16 protein-coding genes are annotated in these 13,405 nt (G+C 61.7%); 7 read left to right on the top strand and 9 right to left on the bottom strand.

Features of this window, described 5'->3' with window-relative positions:
• Nucleotides 1–243: 243 nt before the first annotated feature.
• Nucleotides 244–1,575: a 30S ribosomal protein S12 methylthiotransferase RimO gene (gene rimO / locus ABE528_RS22165; RefSeq protein ID WP_152956434.1), complete on the top strand. Its 1,332-nt coding sequence runs from the start codon at nt 244–246 to the stop codon at nt 1,573–1,575.
• 73 nt (nt 1,576–1,648) lie between these two features.
• Here rimO and ABE528_RS22160 read toward each other — a convergent pair whose 3' ends face one another.
• The 4 genes from ABE528_RS22160 to ABE528_RS22145 form a co-directional block, all read right to left on the bottom strand.
• On the bottom strand, nt 1,649–2,398 hold the full coding sequence (locus tag ABE528_RS22160; RefSeq protein ID WP_152956444.1) for a hypothetical protein: 750 nt from the start codon (nt 2,396–2,398) through the stop codon (nt 1,649–1,651).
• A gap of 54 nt (nt 2,399–2,452) precedes the next feature.
• Nucleotides 2,453–4,159 carry a DUF5666 domain-containing protein gene (locus ABE528_RS22155; protein WP_346654069.1) on the bottom strand — a complete coding sequence of 569 codons (1,707 nt, stop codon included), beginning with the start codon at nt 4,157–4,159 and terminating at the stop codon, nt 2,453–2,455.
• Nucleotides 4,156–5,001 (bottom strand): DUF6502 family protein, encoded by an 846-nt coding sequence (locus tag ABE528_RS22150; protein WP_152956432.1) that lies wholly within the window; start codon nt 4,999–5,001, stop codon nt 4,156–4,158. The genes ABE528_RS22155 and ABE528_RS22150 overlap by 4 nt, the downstream gene beginning before the upstream one ends.
• Before the next feature lie 192 nt (nt 5,002–5,193).
• Nucleotides 5,194–5,925: a hypothetical protein gene (locus ABE528_RS22145; protein ID WP_346654074.1), complete on the bottom strand. Its 732-nt coding sequence runs from the start codon at nt 5,923–5,925 to the stop codon at nt 5,194–5,196.
• Between the two features lie 210 nt (nt 5,926–6,135).
• On the opposite strand from ABE528_RS22145, the gene ABE528_RS22140 reads away from it, so the two are divergent.
• The 4 genes from ABE528_RS22140 (at nt 6,136) to tsaA (ending at nt 8,632) form a co-directional block, all read left to right on the top strand.
• Nucleotides 6,136–6,591, top strand: coding sequence for a GNAT family N-acetyltransferase (locus tag ABE528_RS22140; protein WP_346654068.1), 456 nt, complete (start codon nt 6,136–6,138; stop codon nt 6,589–6,591).
• A gap of 119 nt (nt 6,592–6,710) precedes the next feature.
• Complete coding sequence (locus ABE528_RS22135; protein ID WP_152956429.1) at nt 6,711–7,421, top strand: rRNA pseudouridine synthase; 711 nt, start codon at nt 6,711–6,713, stop codon at nt 7,419–7,421.
• A gap of 47 nt (nt 7,422–7,468) precedes the next feature.
• The gene (locus ABE528_RS22130; RefSeq protein WP_346654067.1) at nt 7,469–7,930 is read left to right on the top strand and encodes a DUF1456 family protein; all 462 of its coding nucleotides are present in this window, start codon (nt 7,469–7,471) and stop codon (nt 7,928–7,930) included.
• A gap of 6 nt (nt 7,931–7,936) precedes the next feature.
• Entirely contained in the window at nt 7,937–8,632 is a 696-nt protein-coding gene (tsaA, locus tag ABE528_RS22125) for a tRNA (N6-threonylcarbamoyladenosine(37)-N6)-methyltransferase TrmO (protein ID WP_152956427.1), read from the top strand.
• Nucleotides 8,633–8,700: 68 nt separating this feature from the next.
• Here the strand turns inward: tsaA and fpr are convergent, their stop codons facing one another.
• A complete protein-coding gene (fpr, locus tag ABE528_RS22120; RefSeq protein WP_110637249.1) occupies nt 8,701–9,480 on the bottom strand; it encodes a ferredoxin-NADP reductase in 780 nt (259 codons plus the stop codon).
• Nucleotides 9,481–9,598: 118 nt separating this feature from the next.
• Between fpr and finR the strand changes: the two genes are divergently transcribed.
• Nucleotides 9,599–10,525 carry a LysR family transcriptional regulator FinR gene (finR, locus tag ABE528_RS22115; protein ID WP_152956426.1) on the top strand — a complete coding sequence of 309 codons (927 nt, stop codon included), beginning with the start codon at nt 9,599–9,601 and terminating at the stop codon, nt 10,523–10,525.
• Here the strand turns inward: finR and ABE528_RS22110 are convergent.
• The 3 genes from ABE528_RS22110 to ABE528_RS22100 form a co-directional block, all read right to left on the bottom strand.
• On the bottom strand, nt 10,522–10,887 hold the full coding sequence (locus ABE528_RS22110; protein WP_010952700.1) for a diacylglycerol kinase: 366 nt from the start codon (nt 10,885–10,887) through the stop codon (nt 10,522–10,524). The genes finR and ABE528_RS22110 overlap by 4 nt on opposite strands.
• A 73-nt stretch (nt 10,888–10,960) precedes the next feature.
• Nucleotides 10,961–11,611 (bottom strand): response regulator transcription factor ErdR, encoded by a 651-nt coding sequence (erdR, locus tag ABE528_RS22105; protein WP_152956425.1) that lies wholly within the window; start codon nt 11,609–11,611, stop codon nt 10,961–10,963.
• Between the two features lie 179 nt (nt 11,612–11,790).
• Nucleotides 11,791–12,501: a tRNA-uridine aminocarboxypropyltransferase gene (locus tag ABE528_RS22100; protein ID WP_152956424.1), complete on the bottom strand. Its 711-nt coding sequence runs from the start codon at nt 12,499–12,501 to the stop codon at nt 11,791–11,793.
• 225 nt (nt 12,502–12,726) lie between these two features.
• Between ABE528_RS22100 and ABE528_RS22095 the strand changes: the two genes are divergently transcribed.
• On the top strand, nt 12,727–13,146 hold the full coding sequence (locus tag ABE528_RS22095) for a quorum-sensing-regulated virulence factor family protein (protein ID WP_152956423.1): 420 nt from the start codon (nt 12,727–12,729) through the stop codon (nt 13,144–13,146).
• On the opposite strand, the gene ABE528_RS22090 is transcribed toward ABE528_RS22095, so the two are convergent.
• Nucleotides 13,147–13,350, bottom strand: coding sequence for a hypothetical protein (locus ABE528_RS22090; RefSeq protein WP_152956422.1), 204 nt, complete (start codon nt 13,348–13,350; stop codon nt 13,147–13,149). It lies immediately after the preceding gene.
• Between the last annotated feature and the right edge of the window lie 55 nt (nt 13,351–13,405).

The raw sequence follows: 13,405 nt of genomic DNA, 5'->3' as shown, positions 1-13,405 counted from the left end.
GAAAAGAGTGACGAGTGGTCACACCGCATACAAGGGGAACCATTGCCGGGCCGTGTTTCCAGGTTTTGCCATGCACAGGCAGCTGCCGCTATCGGCATAGCGCAGCGTTCGTCGCTTTTCTGCTGGTCAAGCGACCGTGCGCTCGCTAGAATTGCGCACTTTTTGATCAGAGGCGCCAAAAGCGCCCGTCAAGATCGCCCCCGGCTGCGGCAGGGCGAACTGCATTCAATACCGAGGTTAGTCATGTCCACCACTCCCGCCACCCCCAAGGTTGGTTTCGTCAGCCTGGGTTGCCCCAAGGCCCTGGTCGATTCCGAGCGCATCCTGACCCAGCTGCGCATGGAAGGCTATGAAGTCGTGCCCACCTACGAGGATGCCGACGTAGTGGTGGTGAACACCTGCGGCTTCATCGACAGCGCCAAGGCCGAGTCGCTTGAAGTGATCGGTGAAGCGATCAAGGAAAACGGCAAGGTCATCGTCACCGGCTGCATGGGGGTCGACGAAGGCAATATCCGTGACGTGCACCCGAGCGTGCTGTCGGTGACCGGCCCGCAGCAGTACGAGCAGGTGGTCAACGCCGTGCACGAAGTGGTGCCGCCACGCCAGGACCATAACCCGCTGATCGACCTGGTGCCGCCGCAGGGTGTCAAGCTGACCCCGCGCCACTACGCCTACCTGAAGATTTCCGAAGGCTGCAACCACAGCTGCAGCTTCTGCATCATCCCGTCGATGCGCGGCAAGCTGGTCAGCCGCCCGGTCGGTGAAGTGCTGAGCGAGGCCGAGCGCCTGGTCAAGGCCGGCGTCAAGGAAATCCTGGTGATTTCCCAGGACACCAGCGCCTACGGCGTCGATGTCAAGTACAAGACCGACTTCTGGAACGGTCGCCCGGTCAAGACCCGCATGCTCGAACTGTGCGAAGCGCTGAGCAGCCTGGGTGCCTGGGTGCGCCTGCACTACGTCTACCCGTACCCGAACGTCGACGACGTGATCCCGTTGATGGCCGCCGGCAAGATCCTGCCGTACCTGGACATCCCGTTCCAGCACGCCAGCCCGAAAGTACTCAAGTCGATGAAGCGCCCAGCCTTCGAAGACCGTACCCTGGCACGGATCAAGAACTGGCGCGAGCAATGCCCTGAGCTGGTGATCCGCTCGACCTTCATCGTCGGCTTCCCCGGCGAGACCGAGGAAGACTTCCAGTACCTGCTGGACTGGCTCACCGAAGCCCAGCTCGACCGCGTCGGCTGCTTCCAGTACTCGCCAGTCGAAGGTGCCCCGGCCAATGACCTGGGCCTGGAAGAAGTGCCGGATGACGTCAAGCAGGACCGCTGGGACCGCTTCATGGCGCACCAGCAGGCCATCAGCGCCGCTCGCCTGCAACTGCGCATCGGCAAGGAAATCGAAGTGCTGATCGACGAAGTCGAGGAGCAGGGTTCGGTTGGCCGCAGCTTCTTCGATGCTCCGGAAATCGACGGCAGTGTGTTCATCGACGGTAACCATGGCTTCAAGCCGGGCGACAAAGTGCGGTGCCGCGTGGTGGATGCCGACGAATACGACATGTGGGCCGAGCCCGTTTAAAGCAGCCTGCACATGAAAAAGCCCCTGCCCGGATATTCCCAACGAGGAAATACCCGGGCAGGGGCTTTTTTTGTCAGAAGGTGTGAAACACCATCAACCCACCTTCTGCATCAGGGCTGGCATCGGAGAAGCCCTTGACCGCATACAGTTGAATTTTCCATTCCCGGTTGAGCTTGTGGGTCAGAAACAGGGTCAGCTCCTGGATCTCTGACCCGGTAGAGACGACTTTTTGCCGCCAGTCGTATGAGGCGCCCGCCGAGGTGCCTTTGGCCACAGGAAAGGCAAAACCCAGGCTGGTAAAGATCGGGTCACGGAAATCGCTGTCGGGCGGGTCGCCATACTTCTTCCAACCCAGGGTTGCGAAACCGGTCACCGGGCCGAATGCCTGGGCGATATCGACCTGGCCGGTATAGTCATACTCGCCCGTGCCCAGGCACTGCTTTTCATCGGCAGTGGGAAATTTGACCTTGCCGATGAGGTCCAGCATCAGGCCACCGTCACTGCCATCGAGCAGTGCGTACGCGGCGCTGGCAACCGTGTCGCCCAGCCCGCTCTCCACCGCATGGCATCCACCGGGTAAAGGGTCGCCATTCGGGCCTACTTCAGGGTTGGTGATGCGCAGCCAGGGCACAGTGACTTTGTAAGTCATGGGGCCGGTTTCATACTTGCCAACCACGGGAACGTACCAGATCTCCGAGGTGGTACCCGTGCCATAGTCGCCACTCGAATAGTCCATGCCGATGGAGCCGCTGAAGGTATCGGCGAGGACAGACGCACTGGTACAGGACAACAAACAGGCGAAAAGAGGGAGCGTGGGTCTCATCTGCACCTCAGTATTGCGTCGGGAAGTGTGATCGGACTAACCCAGCCTAGTTGCCTAATGCCCGGACCGCTCCGGATGCTCCACTTTTTCGACCTTCTCTACAGTTTCAGGCCTTTCGACCTTTTCGACCTTTTCGACTCTTTCTACCGCTTCAGGCTTTTCGACGCGTTCGACCTTTTCTACCTTTTCCACTTTCTCGACTTTTTCAGGCTTCTCGACCTTCTCGACTTTTTCCACCTTTTCGACTTTTTCAGGCCTTTCGACCTTCTCGACTTTCTCCACCTTCTCGACTTTCTCGACTTTCTCGGGCTTTTCGACTTTTTCTACTTTCTCGACCTTTTCCACCTTCTCAACTTTCTCGACTTTTTCTACCTCGACCTTTTCCACCCGATCAGAGCTACCACTATTGCTGCTCTCGCGCTGCTCCGCGGTATCGACATGTCCCGACTTACCAGACCTGTCCTCACTTGCCACGCTGTCATGGTCACTGGAACCGCCAGCCGAACTCCGTCCACTGTGATCATCACTGCTTTCGCTGCGGGTGCTGGCGGTACCGCGCTCACCCTGGCCGCTGTTGCTCGAGCTGCCCGAGCTACTTGTACCGTGCTCGCTGTTACGCCCGGAATGCCCTCTGTCCGAACGCTCTGCGCGATCGTCATTGAACTCGACGCGGGATGCCCGTAGCTCGTGCGTAGCACTGAATACCCCGCTTACCCGCACCCGTTGGTCGAGTGCGATGGCTGCAGGCTGCTTGCCGACGACCACGGTATCCTGCCCCAGCGTCACGTTGATGCCGCCGACCACCAACTGGCGCGCCTGCGTCCGTTGCACCAGCCCTTCGATCACCACTGTCTGCACCCGCCCAGCAAACGGCAGGCTCGGGTCAGGGCGGGTTTGCGCCACTTCCAGCTGGCTGCCGGTCCATTGCCCGCGCACCAGCATTTCCCGCGCCGGTGCCACACGAGTGCCCAGCTTCAGCCCTTGCAGGCTGCCAGGGCGATCAACAGCACCAATGGCACTCGCCTCCCTGAGGCCTGGCGCCCGCTCGATACGGCTAGCCACGACTTCACCTGCAGCATCACGCATGCCGCTTACCCTGACCGGTTCGCCCGGCCGCAGCCCTTCAGCCACACGCGCCCCGGCGGCAAGGCGTACGGGCTGCCCCATGACCCGCAGTGGCCCCGAAGCATTCGGCAGTGCCGTCAGCGGCCCCTCGTAAACGTTGAGGATCGCGATACGTCCGGCTTGCAGGCCGCGCTGTGTACCATAGGCTTCCACCGCGACAACCTGGCCGATCGCCAGATGTGCGCTGCTGGAGGCTGCACCGTTTTCACTTACAGGGACATCCTTGCCGTAGTGCACTTCCTGGCCGTTGACGCAGATCGAAGCGAACCCGGTGATGGTGCCGACGATCCCGGTGCCACCAGTCCCGCCCGGCCGTTGGATCGGGGCGCCGCTACCGCCCACGCCACCATGGCCGCGATCGATAAAAGTACCGTCTACACCCTCCGCCACCGCGCCAGTACCACCAGTGCCACCGGGGCGCTGCTGGATTGGCGCTCCCGTGCCGCCAACGCCGCCTGTTCTGACGCCGGTACCCCCGACGCCCCCAGGGAACTGCATGCCCGCTGCCCCGGCCATGCCCACTTCATCACGGCTGACACAAACCGGCGCTGCGAACACCTCGACAGGCGCCACCAGGTTCAGCCCGAAACCCAGGGCGAGTGCGACGAGACTGAGGCAGCGCGCGAGGGGGCTCATGAGTCGGCTGTCTTCGACGAATCGGGGTCGGTGGCTTCAGTGTAGAAATAAAGCCCGACGGTGATGCGCTGGCGTTGCTCGTGGCTTGGCACGTCGGTGTTTTCCAGCTCAGCGGCCAGCCGGCTGAAGGCCAGCAGGGTTTGCATGCCATCCTTGGTCACCGCTTCGCGCAGCGTGTCGACGCTGGCCGTGGTCAGGGCATCGTAGTGCACGCTGCGCTCGAAAAACGGCAGGCCGTCACCGCTGAGGTTGTGCACCGCTGCGCAGGCGTGATCATGCAGGTTATGGCCAAAATACGCGGCTTTCTCTTCGAAACCCTTCTGCGGTATGAATGCCTGGGCCTCGAGGTGGACGCAATCCTGATCATCGAGGCGGACGATGCCCAGCCGCAGCCACTCATCCAGCACCACCCGCCCGCGGATGTCCGTGCTGACATTCGCCACCAGAGCATCGAACGAGCAATCGCCGCCAACACTGGCTAGCCGTGGCAGCGCCAACGCCTGGCCGGCCCCGGAGCAGAATGGCGGGCGACTGGTCCATACATTCACCAGTTGCGCACCTAAAGTGATGTTTTCCGGCAGCGCCGCAGTCGATGCCTCACTTTCACTTCGCAGCCGCCGCACATCCTTGCGATGCACACCCGTGAGCAGGCTGATGCGGCTGTCCGTCGGCACCTTGCCGTCCAGGCGAAACTCGCGATGGGCCACATCGACGAACACTTCCTTGAGCACGTCGGTGAACATCGTGTAGGTCACCCCTTTGCGTAGCATCAGGCGCACCAGAGGGCGCATGACCCTGCGCAGTGCACTCAACATGGACGGGGCGATAGAGGGCGATTGCATGGAGCGCATTCCTTGACAGTTGAACCCAGTATACGACGCGGGAAAACATCCCACACGAACTGTAACCACTTCCCACCGAGAATGAGAAAAAGCTGTCAGCGCTCACTGCAAACGCGTGATAGGGCTGGGTTGCCCGAGGCCCGCTCATACAAAACCCGTCCCCTGGGTCTTGTATGGGCTGTTCACTGCCGATCAGCTCCTGCTGCTGTCATCCCCGACTTCGCCGGCGGCATGAGCACCGCGGTCATCACCCTGTTCGCGACCCACATGGTTGCCATTATCGTCACCAGGTTCACCACCAACGTGATTGCCATGATCGTCGCCAGGTTCACCGCCAACATGATTGCCATGATCATCACCGGGCTCACCGCCAACATGATTGCCATGATCGTCACCGGGTTCGCCGCCAACGTGATTACCATGATCGTCACCGGGCTCACCGCCAACGTGATTGCCATGGTCATCACCCCTTTCAGCATGGCTGCTGCTGCGTCCGGAGCTTGAGTTGCCGTCGTGACCCTGGCCTGCTTCACCATGGCCGCTGCCACTGTTGCCGGCGTGACCGCCACCGTTGCCACTACCACCGTGGCCGCCACCGCTGCCGCTGCCACCGCCACTGCCACCGCCGTGACCACCTCCACCGCCGCCGCCACCACTCCCGCCGCCGCCGTGCCCACCACCACCGCCGCTTCCGCCACCGCCACCGCCTCCGCCGCCGTGGCCACCGCCACCGCCGCCACCTCCACTCCCGCCGCCGCCACCGTGACCACCTCCGCCGCCACCACCGCCATGACCACCCCCGCCACCGCCACCATCCTTGGCGTAGGCGCTGGAGCCATGAGAAATCGAGTCAGGAACCAATACGATGGCCGTCGACAGCACGCCTGCAACGGCAACCGCCAGTAGAGCCCTTTTGAACAGCATGTGGATTTGCATTTTCCGTCTCCAGGTCTTCGCCATGAGAACGCCAAATCAAGCCGGGAATCTGTTGTCAGTTTTACTTTTTCTTTACGTGGGAATTTTTCCCACGCTTAATTAATAGACCTCTACAAACCGGGCTTCAAGCGGCGCACACAAAAGCCGACCAGTGGTGGGCCTGCTATGTTTTCCCTATCGTCTTGGAGGAACACCGGCATGCATTCGGTTCTGACCTTGCAAACCCCGCGCTACAGCGACTACGGCGAGCTGGTGCAGCTTTGGGAAGACTCGGTGCGCGCAACCCATGACTTCCTGCCCGATGCCTACATCCTGTTGTTGCGCGAGCAAGTGCTGCGCCGCTACCTCGACGCCGTGATGCTGGTCTGCTGCAGGGATCGTCAACGCATCTGCGGCTTTACCGGTGTCGCCAACGGCTACGTGCACATGCTGTTCGTCGCACCGGAGTACCGTGGCAAGGGGGTTGGCAAGCGCCTGCTGCATTATGCGATCGACGAATTGAATGCCGAACGCCTGGACGTCAATGAACAGAACCCGCAAGCCCTGGGCTTCTACTTGCACGAAGGCTTCGAAGTGGTCGGCCGCTCAGAAACGGATGGCTTGGGGCAGCCCTATCCCCTGCTGCACATGAGGCTGATTCCTACAGCGTCCTAGGGCGGCGTCCGAATATGCCGTGGTCTGCGTCCAAAATGGCGCATCTGAAACAGATTCCCATCATCAACCGCGTACAGGCAGGTACAATGTAGGTCTTTCCCTGCCTTGCGAATTGCCCCATGTCCGAACCCGTCCGCCTGTCCAAACGCCTCATCGAGCAGCTTGGTTGCTCCCGCCGCGACGCCGAGCAGTACATCGAAGGAGGCTGGGTCACGGTCGATGGCGTGGTGGTCGAGCAGCCCCAGTTCAAGGTGGACAGCCAGCGCGTCGAACTGCTGCCGGGGGCACGCGCCGAGGCATTGGAGCCGGTCACCCTGCTGATGCATCAAGCGGCCGGCGTCGACAGTGAAACCGCCCGTGCCAGCATCAACATGGGCAACCTCAGCGAGGCCCACCGCGAAGGCGTACGGCCGTTGCACGGGCATTTTTCCCGGCTGTCCTGCCTGGCACCGCTGGAACGTGGCGCCAGCGGCCTGCAAGTGTTCACCCAGGACTGGCGGGTCACCCGCAAGATCGACGCCGACCTGCGCCGCATGGAGCAGGAATACATCATCGAAGTGCGCGGCGAAACCACACCCCAGGCCCTTGAGCGCCTGGCGCGCGGTGCCACGCGCAATGACCGGGAACTGCCCAAGGCCAAGGCCAGCTGGCAGAACGAGACCCACCTGCGCCTGGTCGTGAAAAACCCGCAACCCGGGCAGATCAGCGAGCTATGCGCCTACCTGCGCCTGGAGGTGCTGGGCATGCGCCGCATTCGCCTGGGGGGTGTATCGATGGGCAAGCTGCCCATTGGGCAATGGCGTTACCTGGCAGCCACCGAACGTTTCTAAGCAATGCGCCACGCCCCGGCGTGGCTACTGAACAGGATTTTGCAGCAATGAACCACAACGATGTCCTGCGCAGCCTGCGCTACCTGCTCAAGGTGAACGACGCCAAGATGGCCGAAATCATCGCGCTGTCCGGCCTCGAAGTTAATCCGATCGTGCTCGCCACCTACTTGAAGAAGGAAGACGAAGCCGGCTTCGTGCGTTGCCCCGAGCGGGTCATGGCGCATTTCCTTGACGGCCTGGTGATCCACCGCCGGGGCAAGGACGACAGCCGCCCACCGCAGCCCGTCGAACTGCCGGTGACCAACAACACCATCCTGAAAAAGCTGCGGGTATCCTTCGAACTCAAGGAGGAAGACCTGCACGCCATTCTCAAGGCCGTCAATTTCCCGGTGTCCAAACCTGAGCTCAGCGCGCTGTTCCGCAAGGTCGGGCATGACAACTATCGCCCGTGCGGCGACCAGCTGCTGCGCAACTTCCTCAAGGGCCTGACCCTGCGCGTGCGCGGCTGAGTGGCCATGCAGCATACGGTTGCACCGGTCGGCATCGTCCACTCCTGTTTCAAGGAGAAGTTCGCCATCCCGCGCCAGCCGCAACTGGCGCCAGCCGCCCGTGGGGTGCTCGAGCTGCTACCGCCGTTCGATCAGGGCGATGCGGTGGCTGGGCTGGAGCAGGTCAGCCATGTCTGGTTACTGTTCTTGTTTCACCAGGCACTGGAAGACAAGCCGCGCCTGAAAGTGCGCCCGCCACGCCTGGGCGGCAACAAGAGCATGGGCGTATTCGCCACCCGCGCCACCCACCGCCCCAACGGCATCGGCCAGTCGGTGGTGCGCCTGGAGGGCGTGGAGCCAGGGCGCCTGCTGCTGTCCGGGATCGACCTGCTGGACGGCACGCCGGTACTGGATATCAAACCGTATGTCCCCTACGCCGACAGCGTTGCCGGGGCAAGCAACCTGATGGCCAGTGATGCGCCGGCCGCGATTGCCGTTGGCTGGAACGACAGTGCCCTGCCCCAGGCCCAGGCGCATGGGTTGCGCCTTGGCGAGCCATTGGTGGAACTGATCGAGCAATGCCTGGCACAGGACCCGCGCCCGGCCTATCAGGTACCCCCACCAGAGCGGGTGTACGGGGTGAAGTTCTGGGACGTGCAGGTGCGCTGGCATTACCCGCAACCGGATCAGATCCAGGTGCTGGAAGTCGTGCGGGAAGGCTGAAAAATCCCCGCCTTGCAGGCATAAAAAACGCAGACCCGAGTCTGCGTTTTTTTGTTGCTGCGTTCGTCTTATTTCTCGACGAAGGCGCGCTCGATCAGGTAGTCACCTGGCTCACGCATGCGTGGGGAGACTTTCAGGCCGAAGCTGTCGAGCACTTCGCTGGTCTCGTCGAGCATGCTCGGGCTGCCGCAGATCATCGCGCGGTCGTCCTCTGGGTTGATCGGTGGCAGGCCGATGTCGCTGAACAGCTTGCCGCTGCGCATCAGGTCGGTCAGACGACCCTGGTTTTCGAACGGCTCGCGGGTCACGGTCGGGTAGTAGATCAGCTTGTCACGGACCGACTCACCGAAGAACTCGTTCTGCGGCAGGTGCTCGGTGATGAATTCTTTGTAGGCCACTTCGTTGACGTAACGCACACCGTGAACCAGGATCACTTTTTCAAAGCGCTCGTAGGTTTCCGGGTCCTGGATGACGCTCATGAACGGCGCCAGGCCAGTGCCGGTGCTCAGCAGGTACAGGTGCTTGCCCGGTTTCAGGTCATCGAGGACCAGGGTACCGGTTGGCTTCTTGCTGATGATGATCTCGTCGCCTTCCTTCAGGTGCTGCAGCTGCGAGGTCAGCGGGCCGTCGGGGACCTTGATGCTGAAGAACTCCAGGTGCTCTTCCCAGTTCGGCGAAGCGATGGAATAGGCGCGCATGAGCGGACGGCCGTTGTCCTGTTGCAGGCCGATCATCACGAACTGACCGTTCTCGAAGCGCAGGCCCGGGTCGCGGGTGCACTTGAAGCTGAACAGGGTGTCGTTCCAGTGGTGCACACTGAGGACACGTTCGTGGTTCATGTTGCTCATCGATGGGGCTCCTGAAGAAAAACGCAGCGCGTAAGACGCGCAGTTGCGCGATAGTTTAGGGGCAGCCACAATATCTGTTAACTGAATTATCAAGATATGTGTTATCGGTTATATAGATATGCGATTTACACTTCGTCAGCTTCAGGTATTCGTCGCCGTGGCCCAGCACCAGAGTGTGTCGCGGGCGGCCAGCGTGCTCGCACTTTCGCAGTCGGCGGCGAGCACTTCCATCACCGAACTTGAGCGGCAATCGAGCTGCCAGCTGTTCGACCGTGCCGGCAAGCGCCTGGCGCTCAATGCCCTGGGCCATCAGTTGCTGCCCCAGGCCGTCGCCCTGCTCGACCAGGCCAAGGAAATCGAAGACTTGCTCAATGGCAAGTCCGGCTTCGGCTCGCTGGCGGTCGGCGCCACACTGACCATTGGCAACTACCTGGCCACCCTGCTGATCGGCAGCTTCATGCAGATACACCCGGAGAGCCAGGTGAAACTGCATGTGCAGAACACTGCACATATCGTGCACCAGGTCGCGCAATACGAAATTGATCTGGGTCTGATCGAAGGCGACTGCAACCACCCGGACCTGGAGGTGCAGCCGTGGGTCGAGGACGAGCTGGTGGTGTTCTGCGCACCGCAACATCCACTGGCCAAGGCCGGTCGCGCCGATGTCGAAGCCCTGTCGCAGGAGGCCTGGATCCTGCGCGAGCAGGGTTCCGGCACACGCCTGACGTTCGACCAGGCCATGCGCCATCAGCGCACCAGCCTGAACATCCGCCTGGAGCTGGAACACACCGAGGCGATCAAGCGTGCCGTGGAATCGGGCCTGGGTATCGGCTGCATTTCCCGCCTGGCCCTGCGCGATGCCTTCCGCCGCGGCAGCCTGGTACCGGTGGAGACGCCAGAGCTGGACCTGATGCGCCAGTTCTACTTCATCTGGCACAAGCAGAAATACCAGACCTCGGCGATGCGTGAATTCCTGGAGTTGTGCCGCAGCTTCACTGCGGGCTTTACCCGCAGTGACGAGATCGTCTTGCCGCCGATCGCTTAGAGCAGAATCACACCCCACACCAGCGCGACCATGGTCAGTGCCACCAGTTGTGCGGCGCTCCCCATGTCCTTGGCGTTCTTCGACAACGGGTGGCGCTCCAGCGAGATGCGGTCGATGGCTGCTTCCACTGCCGAGTTGAACAGCTCGACGATCAGGCCGAGCAGGCACACGGCAATCATGATTGCCCGCTCGGCACGACTGACCGGTAGCCAGAAGGCGATCGGGATCAGCAGCACGTTGAGCAGTACCAACTGGCGGAAGGCGGCCTCGCCCTTGAAGGCGGCGCGCAGGCCGTCCAGCGAGTAGCCGGCGGCGTTGAAGATGCGTTTCAGGCCGGTCTGGCCTTTGAATGGCGATGTCATGTGAGTCACTTCACAACAGAAAGGCCAGCAGACTAGTGTGGCACGGGTCAAAAAAGCGTGAATCCAGGCGCCTTCAGCTGCTGGCAACCGATTCAAGTTGTTGCAGCAACAGCGCAGCCTGAGTGCGGGTGCGCACGCCCAGCTTGCGGAAGATAGCGGTTACATGGGCCTTGATGGTCGCTTCCGACACACTCAGCTCATAGGCGATCTGCTTGTTCAGCAAGCCTTCGCAGACCATGGTCAGTACGCGGAACTGCTGTGGGGTGAGGCTGGCCAGGCCCTCGCTGGCGGCCTTGGCTTCGGCCGAGACATCGACCTTTTCGAAGGCTTGCGGTGGCCACCAGACCTCGCCATCGAGCACCTTTCTCACGGCATCCTGAATGACTTCAAGGCCGCTGGACTTCGGAATGAAGCCACTGGCACCGAACTCGCGGGACTTGACCACCACGGCGGCCTCTTCCTGCGCCGAGACCATCACCACCGGAATCTGCGGGTACTGGCCGCGCAGCAGGACCAGCCCGGAGAAGCCATAGGCACCGGGCATGTTCAGGTCCAGCAGGACCAGGTCCCAGTCGGCCTTTTCGCTCAGGCGGGTTTCCAGTTCGGCGATGCTCGCCACTTCAACCAGGCGCACATCGGCGCCCAGGCCGAGGGTAACGGCCTGGCGCAGCGCGCTACGAAACAGCGGGTGGTCATCGGCTATCAGGATTTCGTATGTGGCCATCGATCTATGGATCCTGTTCTGTGCCAGGCGCATGCGAGGTAGTGAAGCGCCTGGCGGGGAATCGGCGCCAAGGATGCCGAGCACGGCCGGAGGTGGTCAAGCCAACTACCCTGCCGTCTCGCCCACCCTGGCTGCCAGCCCCGTCATTATGAACCAAAGTGAGACATATGCCCCTTGGACTATAGGAAGGTATGCAAACGCTGGTGGGTGTCGTCCTGATCATCCAGTGGCAGGCGACGCTTGCCGCTAAGATAATGCAGGCTGAATACGTCCAGGTAGGCATCCAGCGCCTGGGATGCCTGGCTGTCACCCGCCAAGTCCAGGCACATGGCCGCCACTTCGGCGGTACAGAAATGGTCGTCGCGCCTGGACCGACGCAGGCGATAGCGCGACATCTGCTCGGCTTGCAGGCTCAGCACCGGGAAGCGATCAAGATACGGGCTCTTGCGGAACATCTTGCGGGCTTCGGTCCAGGTGGCATCGAGCAGAATGAACAACGGGCGCTTGCCCGGTTCGCGCGCAACCTCGCTGACCACCCGCTCCTGGGCGACGAATTCGCCGGGAAAAACAATGTAGGGCTGCCACTGCGGGTCGTCGAGTAACGCCAGCAGGCCTTCGTCCACCGAGGTACGCAGCCAGCCGAAGGCGCTTGTGTCTTCGATCAGGTCGGCGATCAGCCAGCCCGTGTTGGTCGGTTTCAATGGCTCGGTGTCATGCATGATCAGGCACACGCCGGAGTCGGCCTGCACCGTGGGCTTCCACGCACACAGGCAGTGGGTGGCGATCACCCGGCAATCGGGGCAACGCTCGGCGCGTGAACCACGGGCAATGAAAGGTTTGTTGCTGCGTGCCAGGCGCTCGGCACGCAGGCGTGCTACCGCGTGGCTCATGCTGGCAAGCCTGTGGACGGGTTGTGACTGGACACTGCAGGGACTCGGAAGATGCAAAACGCCAGTCTACCAGAGCAGGCGCCATTTGGCCGTGCAGCGGAGCCAGCCGGTCCCTTATAATCGGCGCTATTGGCCACCGTGAATTTGCCTGCGATGCAGCGGGTTTCATGGAACGCCCGCCGCCGGCGCATGTCAAAGCGCCAGTCATCGAACCAGGAGAGATTCATGCTGCGTCTTATCGTCCCGACCCTGAGCCTGTTGCTCACCCTGCCACTGGCAGCCCAGGCTGCCTCCAAGCAAGAGTTCGAGCTCAACAAGCTGCTGCAGAAGGTCGCCACGGAAAGCAGTGTCGGCACCCCACGCGCCATCAACGAAGACATTCTCGATCAGGGCTATACCGTTGAAGGCAAGGCGCTGGTCAACCACCTCAGCGTGCGTGCCGAGCATGCCGCACGCATGCAGCAGAACCCAGAGCAAGTCCGCAGCCAGCTAGGTGACAGCGTGTGCCGCAACAGTGGTTTCCGTAACCTGATGTCCAAAGGTGCGGTGATGGTCTATCGCTTCAGCGTGTACAAGACCAACCAACCGGTCATGGACCAGGCCTTCGATGCTGCCAGCTGCACCGCTGGCAACAAGAAGAAGTGACTAGATAACCCGCTCTCCCTCGGCGCGCTGCGGTTCTTCGTCGGCGCGCATCTCTGCCAGCAGCGCCTGCACATAGCGCGACTGGCACTCGAGTGCTGCCAGCCTGCGACGGCACTCCGCTTCCAGACTCACATGGTGATCCTGGGCTGCATTTTCCAGCTGCTGATAGAGCTGCCGGTCTACCTCGATGATCAAGCGATGCATACTGCCACCTCCTGCATCGACACGTTTCGCTTCTCCAGTTAACCAAACCCTCGCC

Origin of the sequence: Pseudomonas sp. TWI628, assembly GCF_039673865.1 — a bacterium.
Taxonomy (GTDB): Bacteria; Pseudomonadota; Gammaproteobacteria; order Pseudomonadales; family Pseudomonadaceae; genus Aquipseudomonas.
This window is presented reverse-complemented; position numbering and strand designations above follow the sequence as displayed.

Bases quoted from the DNA above. Each gene is read 5' to 3' on its own strand.
- erdR (WP_152956425.1), bottom strand. From the start codon at position 11,611: ATGGCCACATACGAAATCCTGATAGCCGATGACCACCCGCTGTTTCGT.
- fpr (WP_110637249.1), bottom strand. From the start codon at position 9,480: ATGAGCAACATGAACCACGAACGTGTCCTCAGTGTGCACCACTGGAAC.
- ABE528_RS22130 (WP_346654067.1), top strand. From the start codon at position 7,469: ATGAACCACAACGATGTCCTGCGCAGCCTGCGCTACCTGCTCAAGGTG.
- finR (WP_152956426.1), top strand. From the start codon at position 9,599: ATGCGATTTACACTTCGTCAGCTTCAGGTATTCGTCGCCGTGGCCCAG.
- ABE528_RS22135 (WP_152956429.1), top strand. From the start codon at position 6,711: ATGTCCGAACCCGTCCGCCTGTCCAAACGCCTCATCGAGCAGCTTGGT.
- ABE528_RS22100 (WP_152956424.1), bottom strand. From the start codon at position 12,501: ATGAGCCACGCGGTAGCACGCCTGCGTGCCGAGCGCCTGGCACGCAGC.
- ABE528_RS22110 (WP_010952700.1), bottom strand. From the start codon at position 10,887: ATGACATCGCCATTCAAAGGCCAGACCGGCCTGAAACGCATCTTCAAC.
- ABE528_RS22145 (WP_346654074.1), bottom strand. From the start codon at position 5,925: ATGCTGTTCAAAAGGGCTCTACTGGCGGTTGCCGTTGCAGGCGTGCTG.
- ABE528_RS22140 (WP_346654068.1), top strand. From the start codon at position 6,136: ATGCATTCGGTTCTGACCTTGCAAACCCCGCGCTACAGCGACTACGGC.
- ABE528_RS22150 (WP_152956432.1), bottom strand. From the start codon at position 5,001: ATGCAATCGCCCTCTATCGCCCCGTCCATGTTGAGTGCACTGCGCAGG.
- ABE528_RS22155 (WP_346654069.1), bottom strand. From the start codon at position 4,159: ATGAGCCCCCTCGCGCGCTGCCTCAGTCTCGTCGCACTCGCCCTGGGT.
- ABE528_RS22090 (WP_152956422.1), bottom strand. From the start codon at position 13,350: ATGCATCGCTTGATCATCGAGGTAGACCGGCAGCTCTATCAGCAGCTG.
- ABE528_RS22160 (WP_152956444.1), bottom strand. From the start codon at position 2,398: ATGAGACCCACGCTCCCTCTTTTCGCCTGTTTGTTGTCCTGTACCAGT.
- ABE528_RS22095 (WP_152956423.1), top strand. From the start codon at position 12,727: ATGCTGCGTCTTATCGTCCCGACCCTGAGCCTGTTGCTCACCCTGCCA.
- rimO (WP_152956434.1), top strand. From the start codon at position 244: ATGTCCACCACTCCCGCCACCCCCAAGGTTGGTTTCGTCAGCCTGGGT.
- tsaA (WP_152956427.1), top strand. From the start codon at position 7,937: ATGCAGCATACGGTTGCACCGGTCGGCATCGTCCACTCCTGTTTCAAG.